This window comes from Paenibacillus sp. XY044 (genome assembly GCF_002257645.1).
Taxonomy (GTDB): Bacteria; Bacillota; Bacilli; order Paenibacillales; family Paenibacillaceae; genus Paenibacillus_AQ.
In genome coordinates, this window is sequence record NZ_NQMO01000002.1 from 92,019 (window position 1) to 109,238 (window position 17,220).

Below are 17,220 nucleotides of genomic sequence, written 5' to 3' on the forward strand. Positions count from 1 at the left end.
GCGCACAAAGATAGCTTGCGATTCTATGACACAGGAGGCTGCAACCAACATGGATGCTCAGCGTGCATTGGATATTTATCAAGCAAAAGACACCATTCCCGTAAACCTGGAAGGGGTGCCGGTATGGATCGAAAAGGTGGATGTGGACAACGGGGTGGCCACGGTTCAGGTCGGGACCCGGCCTACCGACACCCAAACGGTGAATGTGGAACGTTTGAAAGAAGGATAAATCTGATTTTTCGTCACCCTTATACGATGAGGTGAGGGAGAAGATGGACGTAAGCAAGCCGCTTCGGCTGCGGGGAGTACACCGCCGCCTGGCGGCTTTTTTGTGATCGCTGCTGACGGAGCACGAATCCCGGCGTACCGCAAAAATCCCCGTATTCATCTCCGCTGGGGATGAGGTACAATGAAACAGCAAGCCGCACATGCTTATCGGTTCGGAAAAGGGAGCGGGCGGCAGAGAGGAGCTGTGTACATATGGGGGGAAGTCCGGTGGTCGCTGCCGGCAGAACGGCGGAGGTGCTTGCCTATCAACCTGGCCAGGTGCTGAAGCTATACCGGGAAGGGATGCCGCGCGGCATGGCGGAAGAGGAATATCAAATCAGCTTGAAGGTCTATAACACGGGAGTGACGACACCGCGTCCAATTCGGATCGTGGAGCACGGCACCCGCTTCGGCGTAGTCTATGAGCAGGCATCCGGCATGACCATGCTCCAGGCCATCTCCGTCAATCCGGACATGCTGCACGAAGAAGCAGCCCGGATGGCCAGGCTTCATCAGGAGCTGCACGCCCGGGACATATACGGTCTGCCGGAGCAGAAAGCGGTTCTGAAAAACCGCATTCAGCATTCGCCTTTCCTGGCGGAAGTGGAGAAGGAGCGGATTATTGCTTATCTGTTGCAGCTTCCGGAAGGATCCAAGTTGTGCCATGGGGATTTTCATCCGGACAACATCATCCTCGGAGAGCAGGAGTGGGTCATTGACTGGATGACCGGCACGCGCGGCAATCCGGCCGGAGACGTCGCACGAACCGTGGTGCTGATTCAAATGGGCACCATGCCAGAAGGCACGCCGGAAGAGATCGTGAAGCAGTTTGCCCGGATGCGGGAGGAGATCGTCAAGGAGTACGCGCGGCACTACATTGGCAGCGGGAGCCTCAGCCAAGAAGAAGTGGATGCCTGGAGGCTGCCGATTGCGGCGGCCCGGCTGACGGAATGGATTCCCGACGCCGAGAAGGCGGGCTTGCTCGCTTTGGTTCGTGAGGCACTGGACGGATCTGTGGCGTGACCGATTGGATAGAACGGCATACAGCAGCAAGGGCGGTTCCGGTTTCATCCGGACCGCCTTTTCGTCATTTCTATGGAAGCTTGGAAGTGAAGGGGGCTACACCGCGTTCTGGAGCAGCAGGGAACCGGGGACGTCGATCCGGTAACCTTTGACCAGCGTCTCCCCATTGGCCGTATCGGTCTCATAGTGCCGCTGGAATCCGAGCTTCTCATACAGCTTCACGGCCGAGGCCATCATGTCGGAGGTATGAAGGTTCAGTGTTGTCGCTCCAAGCTCCAGCGTTCGGCGTGCCGCTTCCCGGATGAGAGCGGTGGCCACCCCGCGTCCCCTCGCGGAAGGATGAACGGCAAGGAGGCGGATGATCGGCGAGTGAATCCCCATCTCCGGATTGCCGTAGGCGGCTTCCGAGGAGAGGAACATCAGGACGCTGCCGATGATCCGGCCGTCGATTTCGGCAACGATTCGGGCATACGGAACATCCCCGTAGACGGAATTCCGGATGGAATCCCGGTACTGCTCCCACCGGTCTTGGGGCATATCAAAGGCATACTGCTGGTAGGATTCCAGCATGACTTCGGCAATCAATTCGCGTTCGGAATCCTTGGCGTCCCGGAGGATCAATTCTTCTGGATTCATCGCTTTCACTCCTTTTGGAAGGGATTCAGGTGATTTGGTGTGAGCTAAGTATAGCAGGTAATACCTACTATTCGCATCGGAAAATAAAATAATTAATTTGCAAATCAAAAAAATCTATAAGGCGGTCAGGCACTCTCAAGCCGCAGGGGACGCAGCCAATATTACCGAAAAAGGGCGGTGCTCTACCCTTTTTTTGAGTTTCCCGGGCTCAACATAATCCAAATTAACGATTGACAATAATTTGCCAACTGCCTAAGATAAGGATAATTTATACCCTTTTTCAGGTTTAAAAACCACCTAAATTCATTGGAATAGTGAGTGATAAAACTTCGGGGGTGTTACCTTGAACATCGAAAACATTGAGGCTTTTGTGTACATCAATCATTACGGCAGCTTCAACAAGGCGGCGGATGTGCTGTTCCTGTCCCAGCCCACGGTCACCGCGCGTATTCAGTCGCTCGAACGCGAGCTCGATTGCCGGCTGTTCGACCGTCTGGGCAAACAGATCCACCTGACGGAAAAAGGCAAGCAGTTCCTCCCCTATGCCCAGCAAATTCTCCAGACCTACCAGAAGGGCAAGCATCACCTCCAATCCAAGCGGGCCATGCCCAACGAACTGCGGATCGGCAGCACGGTCTCCGTATCCAATTATTTAATGCCCCATCTGCTGATGGGACTGACCCGGCGTTTTCCAGACATCAAATTTAAGCTCACCACGGCACCGACCGACGAGCTGACCGCCAAGCTGTCTAACGGGGAGCTCGATCTGGCCTTCGTACGCAAAATGATGAATCCGGCGTTCCAGTCCTATCCTTTTTACGAAGATCCCATTCGCCTGTATGTATACCCCGATCATCGTCTCGCCACAGCCGGCCGGGCGTCCATCCGGGAAATCCGTCACGAGACGCTCGTGTTCTTCGAGTGCGGTTCCCTTGACTGGCTGCGGATTCACCGGGTGTTCGAAAGCCTGGACCAGCCGCCGAACATCGTATATCAGGTGGATAATTCCGAGACGGCCAAGAAACTGGTTCTGGAGCGGGCGGGTATCTGCTTTCTCCCTGGTCTCTGCGCAAGACAGGAGGAGGAGAAGGGTATCCTCGTTCCCGTGGACATCACCGAAACGGCGGGCGTCTCCCTGCAGACCAACCTGATTTCGCTCACCGGCGAAAACACGGATATCCTTGAGTTTCTGCTGGATTTGAAGCAGTCGTCCGTCCCATTAATGAATTACATGATCGGATAGAAAAACTCTATTAGACGCGTTATGCAAATCGCGGTAAAGTTAGTGACAACATAATTCTTACTAAGTCTATAGGAATTATCAATCAAGGGAAAAATGGGAGCCATTCGAAAGGGGATGAGGTCGTGAGAAAAACATTAGCAGTCGTTGCAGGGATCATGCTGGCAGGGGTGATTGCCGGGTGCGGATCCGGATCGAAGGGCGGGGAAACGTCCACGGATACGGCGGCGAACGCCGCAGGAGGAGCCGTCAAAAAAATCGTCGTAGGCACAGGCACGGCCTTTCCGAAAATTTGCTTTATCGATGAGAACGGAAAGTTGACCGGCTTCGACGTAGAACTGGTGCGCGAGATCGACAAGCGCTTGCCGGACTACGAGTTCGATATACAGACGCAGGAATTTTCCAATCTGCTGCTCAGCCTGGAGACGAAAAAGATCGATTTCGTGGCCCATGAAATGGAGAAAAACCCGGAGCGGACGGAAAAGTACCTTTTTAACAAAGAACCGTACGCCCACTGGAGAAATAAAATCATCGTCGCCAAGGACAACGATTCGATCCATTCGCTGGACGACCTGAAAGGCAAAAAGGTATTGACCGGCGCAACAAGCGCGGAAGCTCAAATCCTTGAGAACTACAACAAGGAACATAACAATGCGATCCAGATCGTCTATCAAAACGGCGCCGCCAACGATACCGTGAATCAAATTACGACCGGCCGGGTGGACGCGACGATCGGAGCGGACTTCTCACTGCCGCTGATCGACCCGCAGGGCAAGCTGAAAGTGACCGGCGACGACCTGTCCGAGCATGACATTCTGTTTGTCTTCCGCAAGGACGATCCGGAAGAGCAGAAGCTGGCCGATGCGGTTGACGGGGCGATTAAGGAGCTGAAGCAGGACGGAACGCTTGGCAAGCTGAGCAAGGAATGGCTAGGCAGCGACTTTACGGCGGATAAATAGTCCGGACTAAACCAGGAAGGGGGCAGGTTGTAACATGGGTGCACCGTTCGATTTCTCATTTGTGCTCAGTTTTTTTCCGAAGCTGGCATCGACGCTGGGCATCACCTTGCTGATCGTCGCAGGTTCGCTGCTGGTGGGGATGCTTGTCGGTTTTCTGATCGCCCTTCCCCGGCTTTACCGGATACCGGCGCTGCGGACGTTCTCCCAGGTGTACGTCTCGTTCTTTCGGGGAACGCCGATTCTGATCCAGCTGTTCCTGTTCTACTACGGACTGCCGGAAATCCTGAAGCTCATCGGCATCGACATGTCGAAAGCTCCGGTGCTTGTGTTTGTCATCCTGACGTACGGCCTTCACACCGGGGCTTTCATGTCGGAGATGATCCGGGCATCGGTCATGGCGGTGGACCGGGGACAGCTCGAGGCGGCTTATGCAGTGGGGATGAAAGGCGGTCAGGCTTTTACCCGGATCGTTCTGCCCCAGGCGCTGGCGATCGCCGTCCCGGTGTTCTCGAACCTGGTGATCGCCCTGCTGAAGGATACGTCGCTGGCCTTTACGCTCGGGGTGATGGAGATGACGGGAAAAGCGCAGACGCTCGGTTCGGTCACCCAGCATTTTATTGAGTCCTACATCGCTTTGGCACTCATTTACCTGGTCGTCAGCTTTACGCTGGAGAAGCTGCTCAAGGCCCTGGAGGTCCGCCTCTTGCGGCATGAGCTTCCGGATACGCCGGCACGTACCGGCTTCCGGATTCAGAAGAAAGGGTCCTACCGGCGCGTGGTCGCAGGAATCGGAACGGAAAAAGGAGGCGCTGAGCTGTGAAAATCGACGTTTCGTTTATTTGGACCGCCTTTGTCCACTTGCTGTCCGCCATACCTACCACCCTTCTCATTACCGCCGTCTCCGTGACGGCCGGTTTTATCATCGGACTGATTGGAGCCGTGGTGCGGATCTATAAAGTGCCGGTGCTCAGCCAAATCGCCACGGCCTATGTGACCTTTATCCGCGGCACGCCGATGCTTACGCACCTGCTGCTCATTTATTTCGGGCTGCCGGTCATCGTTGATGCGGTATCCGCCGGTCTCGGCCTGGGCTTCAAATCCTCATCCATTCCAATGATCGGCTTTGCCTACATTTCCTTCTCCATCACAGCGGGAGCCTATATGTCCGAGGTGATCCGCTCCGGCCTGCTCGCCGTGAACCGCGGTCAGCTCGAAGCCGCCTATTCCATCGGCATGACGACGCCGCAGGCGCTGCGCCGCATCGTTCTGCCGCAGGCGCTGGCCGTCAGCCTGCCGAACCTGTCGAACTCGGTAATCGGGATGCTGCATGGTTCAACGCTCGCTTTTACCGTATCGGTCGTGGACATTAACGCCAAGGCGCAAATCGTGGCGTCGACCAACTGGAAGTTCTTCGAGGCCTACTTGGCCGCCGCAGCTATTTTCTGGGGGCTGACGCTCCTGATCGAAAGGCTGACGGCGCTGCTGGAGAAACGCATCAATCTGTACAATCGGGGTGGAGTGGCATGATCAAGCTGACGAATATATCCAAGTCTTTCGGCCGGAACCCGGTGCTGAAATCGATTGATTTGACGGTAAATAAAGGGGAGGTCGTCGTGATTTTGGGGCCGAGCGGCTCCGGCAAAACGACGCTGCTGCGGTGCGTGAACTATCTGGAGAAGCCGAGCGGCGGGGAGATCGCCATCGGCGACTTCCGGCTAAACACGGAGCATGCGGTGAAGAAGGACATTCACGCGCTCCGGCAAAAAACGGCGATGGTGTTCCAGCAGTATAATCTGTTCAAGCATAAGACGGCGATCGAGAACGTGATGGAGGGCCTCGTCATCGTCAAAAAAATTCCGAAAGACGAAGCGCGCAAACGCAGCGCGGCGCTCCTGGAGAAGGTGGGACTGGCGAGTAAGCTGGACGCCTATCCGAGCCAACTGTCGGGCGGGCAGCAGCAGCGGGTCGGCATCGCCCGGGCGCTGGCCCTGGAACCGGAGGTCATCCTGTTCGACGAGCCGACATCGGCGCTTGATCCGGAGCTCGTGGGCGAGGTGCTCGAGGTCATCCGCAAAATCGCCAAAGAGGGCATCACGATGATCGTCGTGACGCACGAAATGGGCTTCGCCCGGGATGTGGCGAATCACGTCGTGTTCATGGACGGGGGAGTCATCGTGGAGGAGGGGCCGCCAGCCCAGCTGTTTAACCATCCCCGCGAGGAACGGACCAAGCAGTTCCTGAAGCGGATCACGCCGGAACTGAACTACAGCATTTAGGAGGAGAGCCATATGAGCATTACAATTAGCGTTTTGGATCAAAGCCCGATGTATCCCGGAGAGACTTCCGCGGAGGCGTTTGAGCATACGATACGGCTGGCCCAAAAATCTGAAGCGCTCGGGTTCCGGCGATTCTGGGTGTCGGAGCATCACGACTCCGACCACGTGGCGGGCTCTTCGCCGGAGGTGCTGATTTCCTACCTGTTGGCCAAGACCCAGACGATCCGTATCGGATCGGGAGGCGTCATGCTGCAGCATTACAGCCCGTATAAAGTGGCGGAGAACTTCAACGTGCTGGCCTCCCTGGCGCCGGGTCGGGTCGACCTCGGCATCGGCCGTGCGCCCGGAGGGCTGCCGCGGAGCACACAGGCGCTGCAGCGCGGAGCCGGGGATTCCGCTTCCCTGACGGATAAAATTGTGGAGCTCGGCAAGCATCTCCATAACCGTCTGGAAACGGATCATCCGCTGCACGGGCTGCGCGCCACTCCGCTGCCGGAGACAGCCCCGGAGCTGTATGTGCTGGGTGCCAGCGTAGGCAGCGCCGAAATCGCCGCCGGCCTGGGGCTGCCCTACGTATTCTCGCTGTTCATCAACGGGGATGAAGCGACCGCGCTGGCGGCCATCCGTGCCTATCGGGACGCGTTTGACGATTTGCACGGAACCCGGCCGCAGGTCATCGTGGCGCTGTCCGTCGTCGTAGCGGACAGCGAGGAAGAAGCGGCCGAGCTTGCCGGGTCCCACAAGCTGGTGAAGATTCACCTTGCCAGCGGCCGTACGCTGACGGTCGGTACGCTGGAGCAGGCCGAGGAATTCGGCCGTCAGGCCAATGAGCCGTACACGGTCGAGGAGCACGAGCCGTCGGTGCTGAAGGGAACGAAGGAAACCGTCCGCGAAAAGCTGCTTGAGCTTCATCGGGCGTCGGGAATCGACGAGATCGTTGTGACGACCAACATCCAGCCTTTTGAAAAGAGGCTCCGTTCGTTTGAGCTGTTGGCGGAGGCGCTGGCCGAGGTACCGGCAGAGGCTTGAGGACGTGAACGGGACCGGGGCAGAAGGCGAACCCGCCTGAGTGCCCCTAGACACAGGTAAAGGAGGATGGCGACATGACGAACGATGCTGTGCGGTCTCCCGCCACCGTGGGGGTGGACCGCTTGACCGAAATCCGCCGGGAGCTGCACCGCTTCCCGGAACTGTCCGGCGAGGAGTTCGAGACGACGCGCCGGATCCGGGGCTGGCTGAGCGAAGCGGGCATCCGGATCCTGGACCTTCCGCTGGCCACCGGCGTAGTGGCCGAGGTCGGCGGTTTGCAGCCGGGGCCGGTCATCGCGCTGCGCGCGGACATCGACGCGCTTCCGATCCAGGAAGAGACGGGGCTCCCGTTCGCGTCGGAAATTGAAGGCAGGATGCATGCCTGCGGGCATGATTTTCATACCGCCGCCCTGATCGGGACGGCGTACGCGCTGAAAACCCGTGAAGATGGGCTGAAAGGCACGGTCCGGCTGATCTTCCAGCCGGCCGAAGAGAAGGCGAAGGGCGCGAAGCAGGTCATCGACAGCGGCGCGCTGAAGGGCGTGCAGGCTATCTTCGGCATGCACAACAAGCCCGATCTTCCCGTCGGGACGATCGGTATCAAGGAAGGGCCGCTGATGGCCGCGGCCGACGGTTTCGTCGTCGAAGTCGCCGGTAAGGGCTCGCACGCGGCCGTTCCGGAGGCTGGGCTGGACCCCATCGTGACGGCTTCGCATATCATTACGGCGCTGCAGTCGGTGGTGAGCCGAAACATCAGCTCCCTGAGCAGCGCGGTGATCAGCGTCACGAAGCTGCACAGCGGGACGACGTGGAACGTCATTCCGGAGCAGGCGCTCCTGGAAGGCACGATCCGCACGTTTGATCAGCAGGTGCGGGAGCAGGTGCTGGCGCGGTTCGAACAGGTCGTCCGGGGCGTAGCGGAAGCCTTCGGCACCACGGCCACGGTCCGCTGGATCGAAGGGCCGCCGCCGGTGGACAACGATCCGGCTCTGGCCGAGCTTGGCGCAGCCGCAGCCGAAGTGGCGGGATATCGGGCCATTGTACCGGTTCCTTCCCCCGCCGGTGAGGATTTTGCCGTCTATCAGCGGGAAATTCCCGGGCTGTTCGTCTTCATGGGGACGAACGGCAAGCAGGAATGGCATCACCCGGCTTTTGACCTGGATGAGCGGGCGATCCCGGTCAGCGTCGCCTTTTTCACGCAGCTGGCCGAAGACGCCTTGGCATGCTTCGGGGACGGGGGTGCGTCGCAATAGCCACTAGCAAGCTGTATGACGTCATTGTCGTCGGAGCGGGCTCAATCGGCATGAGCGCCGGGTATTACCTGGCCCGCCGCGGAGTGAAGACGCTGCTGATCGATGCGTTTGACCCGCCGCACCAGGAGGGGAGCCACCACGGGGAACCGCGCCTGATCCGGCATGCTTACGGCGGAGTACCGGTTTATACGGAGATGGCGATCCGCGCGCATCGCCTCTGGAACGAAGTCGAGGACCTGACCGAGACGAAGCTGCTGGTTCAGTCCGGCGTGTTGAATCTCGCCGACAGCGGCCTGTACTCCTACAAGGAACGGATTGAGCTGGCCAAGCGGTACGGGATTCACCCCGAACGGCTGAACGCGGCGGAGATCCGCAGACGCTGGCCCGAGCTGCGCGTACCGGATTCGTTCGAGGCGATGTATGAGCCGGCCGCAGGCTATCTGCACAGCGAACGCTGCGTCGGGGCTTACCGCAAGCTGGCCCTTTCCAAAGGCGCGGAGCTGCTGACCTACGCGAAGGTCCGGGGCGTCGAGGCACATCCCGACGGGGTCACCGTGACGACAAAGGAAGGCGCCTACCATGCCTCATTCGCGGTCCTGAGCGCCGGCGCCTGGTTCGGCACGCTGTCCCCATTCGTGAACCTTCCGGTTCGAGCCGTCCGCAAAGCGGTGGGGTGGTTCGAGACGAACACCCCCGCCTTCGATAACGGACGGTTTCCCGGCTTCACGCTGGATGCGCCGGAAGGCTCTTATTACGGCTTCCCGAGCATCGGTGGGGCCGGTCTCAAAATCGGCCGGCACGACGCCGGGAATGCCTGGCAGCCTGGTGAGGCGCTTGCGCCCTTCGGCTCAATCCCCGAAGATGAAGGCGATTTGAGGCGCGCCCTGGAAGCCTACATGCCCGGAGCCTCGGGACGGCTGAAGCGGGGCGAGGTGTGCAAATACGAAATGTCGCCCGACGAGGGCTTTATCATCGACCGGCATCCGGATTATCCGCATGTGTGGGCAGCGGGCGGATTTTCGGGACACGGCTTTAAATTTTCGAGCGCGGTCGGCAGCCTGCTGGCAGACTTGATCGTGGACGGCCGAAGCCCGCACGATATCGCGCCGTTCTCCCTGTCCCGGTTTCATCCCTTGCCTGCCGCTGAGCAAAAATCACCCGTTACCTAATCCAGGTTGGAAGGAGCGTTCATATGAGTGAGGTACAAATTGACAAATTCAACGGCACGTACGGTCAGCTGCTCGCGGCCATCGAAGGTCTGACTGAGGAACAGCTGACCTGGAAACGGGCGCCGGAAGTATGGAGCGTGCAGGAGGTCCTCTCGCACCTGACCGATCACAGCATCGTGACCTCGTTTCGCATCCGCGATATTCTCGCGGGCTCGACGGCGCAGCTGCCGGCGTTCGAACAGGACGCCTGGGTCCGCGGCCAGCATGCCAATCAGGGCAGCACGCCGGACATCCTCGATGCTTTCCACGCGCTGCTTACGTACAACACGCAGCTGCTCCGGCGGCTTACGCCCGAAGATCTGGCGAAGACCGGCGTGAACCCCAGAGGTCAGACCGTCAGCGTCGCCGATCTCATCAGCGGATTTATCCGGCATGTGGAGAACCACCTGGGGCAAATCGAGCGCATTAAGCAGGCGGCCGCCCTGGTCTAAGCCCATTTCCAGGAAGGTTGCTGGAAAGACTGATGAGGCAAAAGAGGCCGGAGCGCATACCATTTGAAGCCGCAGAACTAAGTCGAAAAGCCAACCGTTTGAAGCCATCGAAGTCAAAGTCGAAGCGCATCAACTTTGAAACTACAGAGGATGGCAGGCCTGATGCGGCACTTGGTAACGCTTGGATGATTTCAAATTCAAATGGCGCAGGTTACGTGAAATTTTTATCCATAATAGAATCGCTTTTTAACTAAGGAGGATGGAAGAGATGGCCAAGAAAAGACAGCTGAAACTCGGCGCGCTGCTGCACGGTGTGGGAGGGGGAACCTCCATGTGGCGCCATCCGGATGCCCAGCCCGACGCCAGCGTCAATTTTGAAATTTACAAACGTTGGGTCCAAAAAGCCGAGGAAGGAAAGATGGACCTCGTCTTTATCGCAGACGGCTTGTATATTAACGAAAAATCGATCCCGCATTTTCTGAACCGCTTTGAGCCGATCACGATCCTGAGTGCGCTGGCGTCCGTCAGCAAGAACATCGGGCTCGTCGGTACGCTATCCACCTCCTACAGCGAGCCCTTTACCGTATCCCGCCAGTTTGCCTCGCTCGACATGATCAGCGGCGGGCGCGCCGGCTGGAACATCGTGACGTCCCCGCTGGAAGGCTCGGCACTGAACTATAGCAAGAAGGAGCATCCAGAGCACGACAAGCGCTACCGGATCGCGACCGAATACCTGGAAGTGGCCCGGGGGTTGTGGGATTCGTGGGAGGACGACGCGTTTGTGCGGAACAAGGAAACCGGCGTCTTCTTCGATCCGGAGAAAATGCACACCTTGAACCATGAAGGCGAGTTCTTCTCGGTAAAAGGGCCGCTGAACATCGCCCGCTCCAAGCAGGGGCAGCCGGTCATCTTTCAGGCGGGCTCGTCCGAGGTCGGCAAAAACTACGCTTCGAAGGAAGCGGACGCCGTCTTTACGGGGCACGAAACGCTGGCGGATGCGAAAGCCTTTTACCAGGACGTCAAATCCCGCGCCGCCTCGTTCGGCCGCAACCCGGACGACGTGCTGATCTTCCCGGGCATCAGCCCGATCATCGGCAGCACGCCGGAGGAAGCCGAGCGGAAATATGAAGAGGTCGCCAGCCTGGTGACGATCGAAAACGCGCTGAATTACCTCGGCCGGTTTTTCGAGCATCATGACTTCTCCCAATATCCGCTCGATGAGCCGTTCCCGGATCTTGGCGATCTCGGCAAGAACAGCTTCCAGAGCGGTACGGACAAAATCAAAAAGGACGCCAGGGAAAAAGGACTGACGCTCCGGCAGGTGGCGCTGCAGTCGGCTACGCCGCGCGGCAATTTCATCGGAACGGCTGAGCAGGTTGCGGACCGCATTCAGGAATGGTACGAGGAAGGAGCGGCCGACGGCTTCATGATTACGGCCGCCGTGCCGAAAGGGCTTGAGGAATTTGTGGAACAGGTGGTGCCGATCCTGCAGGAACGCGGTATTTACCGGACCGAATACGAGAGCGATACGCTGCGCGGCAATCTCGGGCTGGCAGTGCCGGAGAACCGGTACGCCGGAGCCAAGACCGCAGCCGGGCGTTCTTAAAGGAGCGGCCCATGATCGGGCTGACGCAAACGGATGAACTGATGGAATACGCCGGAGGGCTCCGGGAGGAACTCGTCCGGATTCGGCGGGACCTGCATCGCCACCCCGAGCTGCTGTACGATGTGGTCCGCACCTCGGGCATCGTGGCCGGACTGCTGGAATCCTGGGGGATCGAAGTGAGGCGCGGCGTCGGCAAGCACTTTGGCATGGGGGTCGTCGGAACGCTGCACGGTACCGGCGGCAGCGGCCCGACCCTGCTGCTTCGCGCCGACATGGACGCTCTTCCGATCCGGGAGGAGAATGACGCCGAGTACCGCTCGATCCATGAAGGCGTCATGCATGCCTGCGGCCATGACGCCCACACGGCGATGCTGCTCGGCGCGGCCCGGACGCTGGCTGCGCACCTCCACCGGATCCGTGGTACGATCCGGTTCGTGTTTCAGCCGGCGGAGGAAGGCGCACGGCCGAGCCCGCTGGACGGGCGGCTGCTGTCGGGCGGCCGCGACATGATCGAGGACGGCGTGCTGGACGGCGTCAACCAGTGCTTCGCGCTCCATGTCATGCCGGAGCTGCCCGTCGGCACGCTGGGCGTCCATCCGCGCGAAGCGATGGCGGCTTCCAGCCATTTTACCGTCCGGTTTCAGGGCACGTCCGGGCATCACAGCGCCCCGCACCAGGCGGTGGACGCCCTGCAGATGGCGGCACGGTTCGTCACCGAGGTGAACAGTCTGATGGCGAACCGGGTCAATCCTGCGGAGGCGGCCGTTCTCGCCTTCGGCACGCTGCATGCCGGGTCGGCCGTTAACGTCATTGCAGCAAACAGCGAGCTGAAGGGGACTTTCCGGGCCTTCCGGAAGGAAACCGTTGCGGCGATCACGGAAGGGCTTCGTCGTCTGGCCGCTACGATCGCGGAAGCGGCCGGCGGAAGCTATGCCATGGAGCTGCGCGAAGGCATCGCCGTCGTCAATGACGAGAGCGCCGCCCGGCGGATCATGGCGGCCGCACGGCAGGTGCTCGGTGAGGAGCAGGTGAGCTTCCTGGATCCGCCCAGCCTAGCCGGCGAGGATTTCGGCTGGTACCTAGACCAGGTTCCTGGCGCCTTTGCCTTTATTGGCTGCGGGAATAAGGAAGCGGGAATCGTGCATGCGATCCACCAGCCCCGGTTTGACCTGGACGAGGACGTCCTGGTGCACGGGGTCCGGATTTTGGTGAAACTAGCAGTCTCAAACCCATCCCTTGAGGAGGAATGACGATGACTAAAATAGCATTGATCGTGGGGAGCCCAACGCATGGGTCCCGCCTGTTCGCTTTGACGCAGTTTTTCGAGGACCGGCTGGCGCTGGCCGGATACGGGATCGATTTCATCTCGGCGGCGGATTTGCCGGCAGAGGATCTGCTCCGCGCGGATTTCAACAGCCCGGTGATCCGGCAGATCATCGCGGCCGTGGAAGAAGCGGATGCCGTCATTATTGCGAGCCCGGTATATAAAGCTTCTTACTCCGGGGCACTGAAGACGATTCTGGACGTCATCCCGCAGAAAGGCTTGCAGGGCAAGCTGGTGCTGCCGCTGTTTATCGGAGGCACGATCGCCCATCTTCTGGCCGTGGATTATGCGCTGAAGCCGGTGGTAGCCGCACTGGGAGGGACGCATATCCTTGGCGGCGTATTCGCCGTGGACGGATGGATTACGCGCCTGGAGAATGGAGGGTTCGAGATCAAGGAAGAACTGAGGGAGCGCCTGGAATCTGCGTTAACCGAACTCCGCAGCGAGCTTACCCGTTACACAGCATTAACGCCGGTTGAAGAGCCGGTCGTCTGAACCTCTAATTCATACCCCCTGTACTCCACATACAATGCAGTCCGAAACAAACCTGAAAACCGCGGTCCGCCAAGCACGGATCGGGGTTTTTCATATACCCGGAAAAGCCCGCAGAGTGATGCCTTATAGAGAATGGAAAAGCCTGAATAGAAGATTTTAATACGATATTGTGGCCGGAAAGGCATAGATGGTACAGTAACAGCAATAATCCCGACTATACGCATTGGAAAAATAATAATGGAATCGTCGAAGGTCATCTTTTTTCAGAGAACCGGGCTTTTTAAGAAGTCGGTGCTTAATGCATCCGTGCTTAATGCATCAGCGCTTATGAAAAGAACGGCGTGGATTTCAAGTTTCAACCCAAATTTAAAAAAGATGGAGTGAGTGAACTATGGGCAAAAACAGACAGCTTCGACTGGGGGCCACCATACACGGCGTGGGGAGCAGCCACACCGCATGGAGGCATCCGCAAATTCCTTCGGATGCGAGTGTAAATATTTCGTTCTACACGCAGCAGGCGCAGAAGGCGGAAGAGGGCAAGTTCGATTTTGTTTTCATCGCTGACGGCCTGTATATCAACGAGAAATCGATCCCGCACTTCCTGAACCGTTTTGAACCGGTTACGATTCTGTCCGCGCTCGGCGCGGCGACCTCCCGGATCGGGCTTGTCGGCACGCTGTCGACCTCCTACAGCGAGCCGTTTACGGTCGCCAGGCAGTTCGCCTCCATCGACCATATCAGCGGCGGGCGCGCCGGGTGGAACGTGGTAACTTCACCGCTGGAAGGAACCGCGCTCAATTTCGGCGGCCGGCCGCATCCGGCCCATTCGGAGCGGTACCGGATCGCGGAAGAGTATCTCGAGGTGGTCAAGGGGCTGTGGGACTCTTGGGAAGACGACGCGTTTGTGCGGGATAAGGAGAGCGGGGTGTTCTTCGATCCGGACAAATTACACCGGCTGAACCATGAAGGGGACTTCTTCTCCGTGCAGGGGCCGCTGAACATCGCGCGCTCCCGGCAAGGCCAGCCGGTCGTATTCCAGGCCGGGTCTTCGGACAGCGGCCGGAACCTGGCGGCGAAGACGGCGGACGCCGTGTTTACCGGCCCGGAGACGATCGAAGAGGCCAAGGCTTTTTACCGGGACGTGAAGCAGCGGGCAGTCGCGCTCGGGCGGGCACCGGAAGAGATTCTGATCTTTCCGGGCATCGGACCGATCGTGGGCCGCACGGAGGAGGAAGCCGAGCGCAAATATCAGGAAATCGCCGGGCTGGTTACGATCGAGAAGGCTTTGGAATACCTCGGGCGATACTTCGAGCACCATGACTTTTCCCAATATCCGCTGGATGAGCCGTTTCCCGACCTGGGCGATTTCGGTTCGAACAGTTTCCGGAGTACGACCGACCGTATCAAGAAACGCGCCAAAGAAGAGAATCTGACGCTGCGCGAAGTAGCGCTGCAGGAAGCGACGCCGCGGACGGTGTTTATCGGGACGCCAGAGAAGGTGGCGGATCTGGTGCAGCAATGGTTCGAGGAAGAGGCCGCCGACGGATTCATTATCGGATCGGGCGTGCCGGGCGGGTTGGACGACTTCGTGGACCTGGTGGTACCGATTCTGCGCGAGCGGGGATTATTCCGCACGGAATACGAGGGAGATACGCTGCGGGGAAATCTGGGCCTGCCGGTACCGGAGAACCGCTATACGAAGCAAAAGGCTCTGTCCTAAACGGGACGGGGCCCAGCCAAGTTCCTGCGCCATGCATGCAAACGATATTTGGATATGAAGGGAGTCTAAGAGAGATGAAAGTATATCTGAAAAACAGGCGCAAATCGATAGCGGCCGCTCTGCTGGTCATGGTTCTGCTGCTGTCCGCGTGCGGAGGCAAGCAGACGGCTTCCCAGGGGCAGACAGATAACGGAGCGGCACCCGCCGTACAGGGAGCATCCGCCCAAGGCGGGGAGCTCACCTACGCTCTGGCGACGTCGCCTGATACATTGGACCCGCACCGCAGCGGTCTGGCCGTCGCGGTCCGCGTCATCCGCACGATCTACGACAGCCTGGTCGTTCAGCTGCCGGACAATTCGATCAAGCCGTGGCTGGCGACGGAATGGACCATTTCGGACGACGGGCTGAGCTACACGTTTAAGCTGCGGAAGGACGTCAAGTTCCAGGACGGAACGCCTTTTAACGCGGAGGCGGTCAAGTTCAATTTCGACCGGATCCTGGATCCCGCCACCAAGGCGGCGAATGCGGCCGCCCTGCTTCAGCCCTACAAGTCCTCCGAGGTCATCGACGATTACACGGTCAAGCTGAATTTGTCGACGCCCTCACGTGCTTTTCTGGGCAATCTGAGCCAGGCGCTGCTCGGCATCGTGTCGCCGACCGCGGCCCAAAAATACGGGGACCAGTTGGGGCAGCATCCGGTCGGCACGGGGCCGTTCACATTCGTCAAATGGGATGAGAATGCCGACATCAAGGTCGAGCGCAATCCGGACTACGCATGGGCGCCGGAGATCGTGACCAATACGGGGGCGCCTTACCTCGACAGTATTGATTTTAAAATCGTACCGGAAGAGGCCACCCGGATCGGCAGCGTGCAGAGCAAGCAGGTGCTGGCTGCGGAAACGGTCCCGCCGCAGAATATCCTGGCCCTGAAAAAGGATCCGAATTTTCAGCTGCTGCAGGCAAATACGCTTGGACTGCCGTACACGCTGTTCTTCAACCAGGAGCGCGCGCCATGGAACGAGCTGAAGGCAAGGCAGGCGGTGCAGCTGGCCGTGGACGTGAACGCCATCGTCCAAACGTTGTACCTGGGCACGTACGAACGGTCTTGGTCCCCGCTGACCCCGGGCACCTTCGGTTATGACCCGTCGCTGGAAAACTCGGTCAAACCGGATATCGCCAAAGCCAATCAGCTGCTAGACGAGCTGGGATGGGTCAAGGGAGCGGACGGCGTCCGGACCAAGGACGGGAAGAAATTGACCTTGCATTACGTCGACGGTACGCCAAACCGGGAGAAACGCAACGACATCGCGGTCATGGTACAGCAGCAGCTGAAGCAGATCGGCGTGGAGGTCGAAGTCGAGATTACGAAGGATGTTCGCACCGTGGTCTACACCAACGGAAACTACGATTTGTACGGCAACAGCCAGGTCAACTCCGATCCGAACGCGCTGTACGCCTTCTACCACTCCTATGATCCGAAGAGCCGGCCGACGCTGCCGAGACTCGCCAGTCCGGAAGTCGACAAGTGGCTGGAAGAGGGGCGGGTTGAGAAGGACGATACCAAACGCGAGGAGCTGTACAAGAAAATTCAGCATTATATCATCGACAATGCGGTCATTCTGCCGATTTACGTATTCCCGTATACGGTGGCCGCTTCCAAATCGGTACAGGGGCTTACCTTTGATTCCCTGGGATACCCGCTGTTCAACGACGTATCTTTGCAAAAATAGAA

The 17,220-nt window shown here is 58.9% G+C and carries 17 protein-coding genes; 16 read left to right on the forward strand and 1 reads right to left on the reverse strand.

What is annotated here, in order from left to right; genetic code table 11:
• Window positions 1–49 precede the first annotated feature (49 nt).
• Together CJP46_RS08535 and CJP46_RS08540 are read left to right on the forward strand one after the other, a co-directional pair.
• Window positions 50–229 (forward strand): H-type small acid-soluble spore protein, encoded by a 180-nt coding sequence (locus CJP46_RS08535; protein ID WP_094595213.1) that lies wholly within the window; start codon window positions 50–52, stop codon window positions 227–229.
• Window positions 230–480: 251 nt separating this feature from the next.
• Complete coding sequence (locus CJP46_RS08540; protein WP_179281100.1) at window positions 481–1,290, forward strand: phosphotransferase family protein; 810 nt, start codon at window positions 481–483, stop codon at window positions 1,288–1,290.
• Between the two features lie 96 nt (window positions 1,291–1,386).
• Here CJP46_RS08540 and CJP46_RS08545 read toward each other — a convergent pair whose 3' ends face one another.
• Entirely contained in the window at window positions 1,387–1,926 is a 540-nt protein-coding gene (locus tag CJP46_RS08545; protein WP_094595215.1) for a GNAT family N-acetyltransferase, read from the reverse strand.
• Between the two features lie 343 nt (window positions 1,927–2,269).
• Between CJP46_RS08545 and CJP46_RS08550 the strand changes: the two genes are divergently transcribed.
• From CJP46_RS08550 to CJP46_RS08620, 14 genes are all read left to right on the forward strand, one after another.
• Window positions 2,270–3,169, forward strand: coding sequence for a LysR family transcriptional regulator (locus tag CJP46_RS08550; protein WP_094595216.1), 900 nt, complete (start codon window positions 2,270–2,272; stop codon window positions 3,167–3,169).
• A 155-nt stretch (window positions 3,170–3,324) separates the two neighbouring features.
• Window positions 3,325–4,125: a transporter substrate-binding domain-containing protein gene (locus CJP46_RS08555; protein ID WP_373557985.1), complete on the forward strand. Its 801-nt coding sequence runs from the start codon at window positions 3,325–3,327 to the stop codon at window positions 4,123–4,125.
• Between the two features lie 34 nt (window positions 4,126–4,159).
• Complete coding sequence (locus tag CJP46_RS08560) at window positions 4,160–4,945, forward strand: amino acid ABC transporter permease (RefSeq protein ID WP_094595218.1); 786 nt, start codon at window positions 4,160–4,162, stop codon at window positions 4,943–4,945.
• The gene (locus tag CJP46_RS08565) at window positions 4,942–5,652 is read left to right on the forward strand and encodes an amino acid ABC transporter permease (protein ID WP_094595219.1); all 711 of its coding nucleotides are present in this window, start codon (window positions 4,942–4,944) and stop codon (window positions 5,650–5,652) included. Before CJP46_RS08560 ends, CJP46_RS08565 begins: the two co-directional genes overlap by 4 nt.
• Window positions 5,649–6,401, forward strand: a complete 753-nt coding sequence (locus CJP46_RS08570; RefSeq protein ID WP_094595220.1) for an amino acid ABC transporter ATP-binding protein — start codon at window positions 5,649–5,651, stop codon at window positions 6,399–6,401. Before CJP46_RS08565 ends, CJP46_RS08570 begins: the two co-directional genes overlap by 4 nt.
• 12 nt (window positions 6,402–6,413) lie before the next feature.
• Complete coding sequence (locus CJP46_RS08575; RefSeq protein ID WP_094595221.1) at window positions 6,414–7,430, forward strand: LLM class flavin-dependent oxidoreductase; 1,017 nt, start codon at window positions 6,414–6,416, stop codon at window positions 7,428–7,430.
• Window positions 7,431–7,504: 74 nt separating this feature from the next.
• Window positions 7,505–8,683 (forward strand): M20 peptidase aminoacylase family protein, encoded by a 1,179-nt coding sequence (locus tag CJP46_RS08580; protein ID WP_094595222.1) that lies wholly within the window; start codon window positions 7,505–7,507, stop codon window positions 8,681–8,683.
• The gene (gene solA, locus CJP46_RS08585) at window positions 8,653–9,852 is read left to right on the forward strand and encodes an N-methyl-L-tryptophan oxidase (protein ID WP_094595223.1); all 1,200 of its coding nucleotides are present in this window, start codon (window positions 8,653–8,655) and stop codon (window positions 9,850–9,852) included. Before CJP46_RS08580 ends, solA begins: the two co-directional genes overlap by 31 nt.
• A 23-nt stretch (window positions 9,853–9,875) precedes the next feature.
• Window positions 9,876–10,343 carry a DinB family protein gene (locus CJP46_RS08590; protein WP_094595224.1) on the forward strand — a complete coding sequence of 156 codons (468 nt, stop codon included), beginning with the start codon at window positions 9,876–9,878 and terminating at the stop codon, window positions 10,341–10,343.
• 268 nt (window positions 10,344–10,611) lie between these two features.
• The gene (locus CJP46_RS08600; protein WP_094595226.1) at window positions 10,612–11,949 is read left to right on the forward strand and encodes an LLM class flavin-dependent oxidoreductase; all 1,338 of its coding nucleotides are present in this window, start codon (window positions 10,612–10,614) and stop codon (window positions 11,947–11,949) included.
• Window positions 11,950–11,960: 11 nt separating this feature from the next.
• Window positions 11,961–13,199, forward strand: a complete 1,239-nt coding sequence (locus CJP46_RS08605) for a M20 metallopeptidase family protein (protein WP_094595227.1) — start codon at window positions 11,961–11,963, stop codon at window positions 13,197–13,199.
• Window positions 13,200–13,201: 2 nt separating this feature from the next.
• Window positions 13,202–13,768, forward strand: coding sequence for an NADPH-dependent FMN reductase (gene ssuE / locus CJP46_RS08610; RefSeq protein ID WP_094595228.1), 567 nt, complete (start codon window positions 13,202–13,204; stop codon window positions 13,766–13,768).
• A gap of 391 nt (window positions 13,769–14,159) precedes the next feature.
• Window positions 14,160–15,488, forward strand: a complete 1,329-nt coding sequence (locus CJP46_RS08615) for an LLM class flavin-dependent oxidoreductase (protein WP_094595229.1) — start codon at window positions 14,160–14,162, stop codon at window positions 15,486–15,488.
• Between the two features lie 74 nt (window positions 15,489–15,562).
• Entirely contained in the window at window positions 15,563–17,218 is a 1,656-nt protein-coding gene (locus tag CJP46_RS08620; RefSeq protein WP_094595230.1) for an ABC transporter substrate-binding protein, read from the forward strand.
• Window positions 17,219–17,220 lie beyond the last annotated feature (2 nt).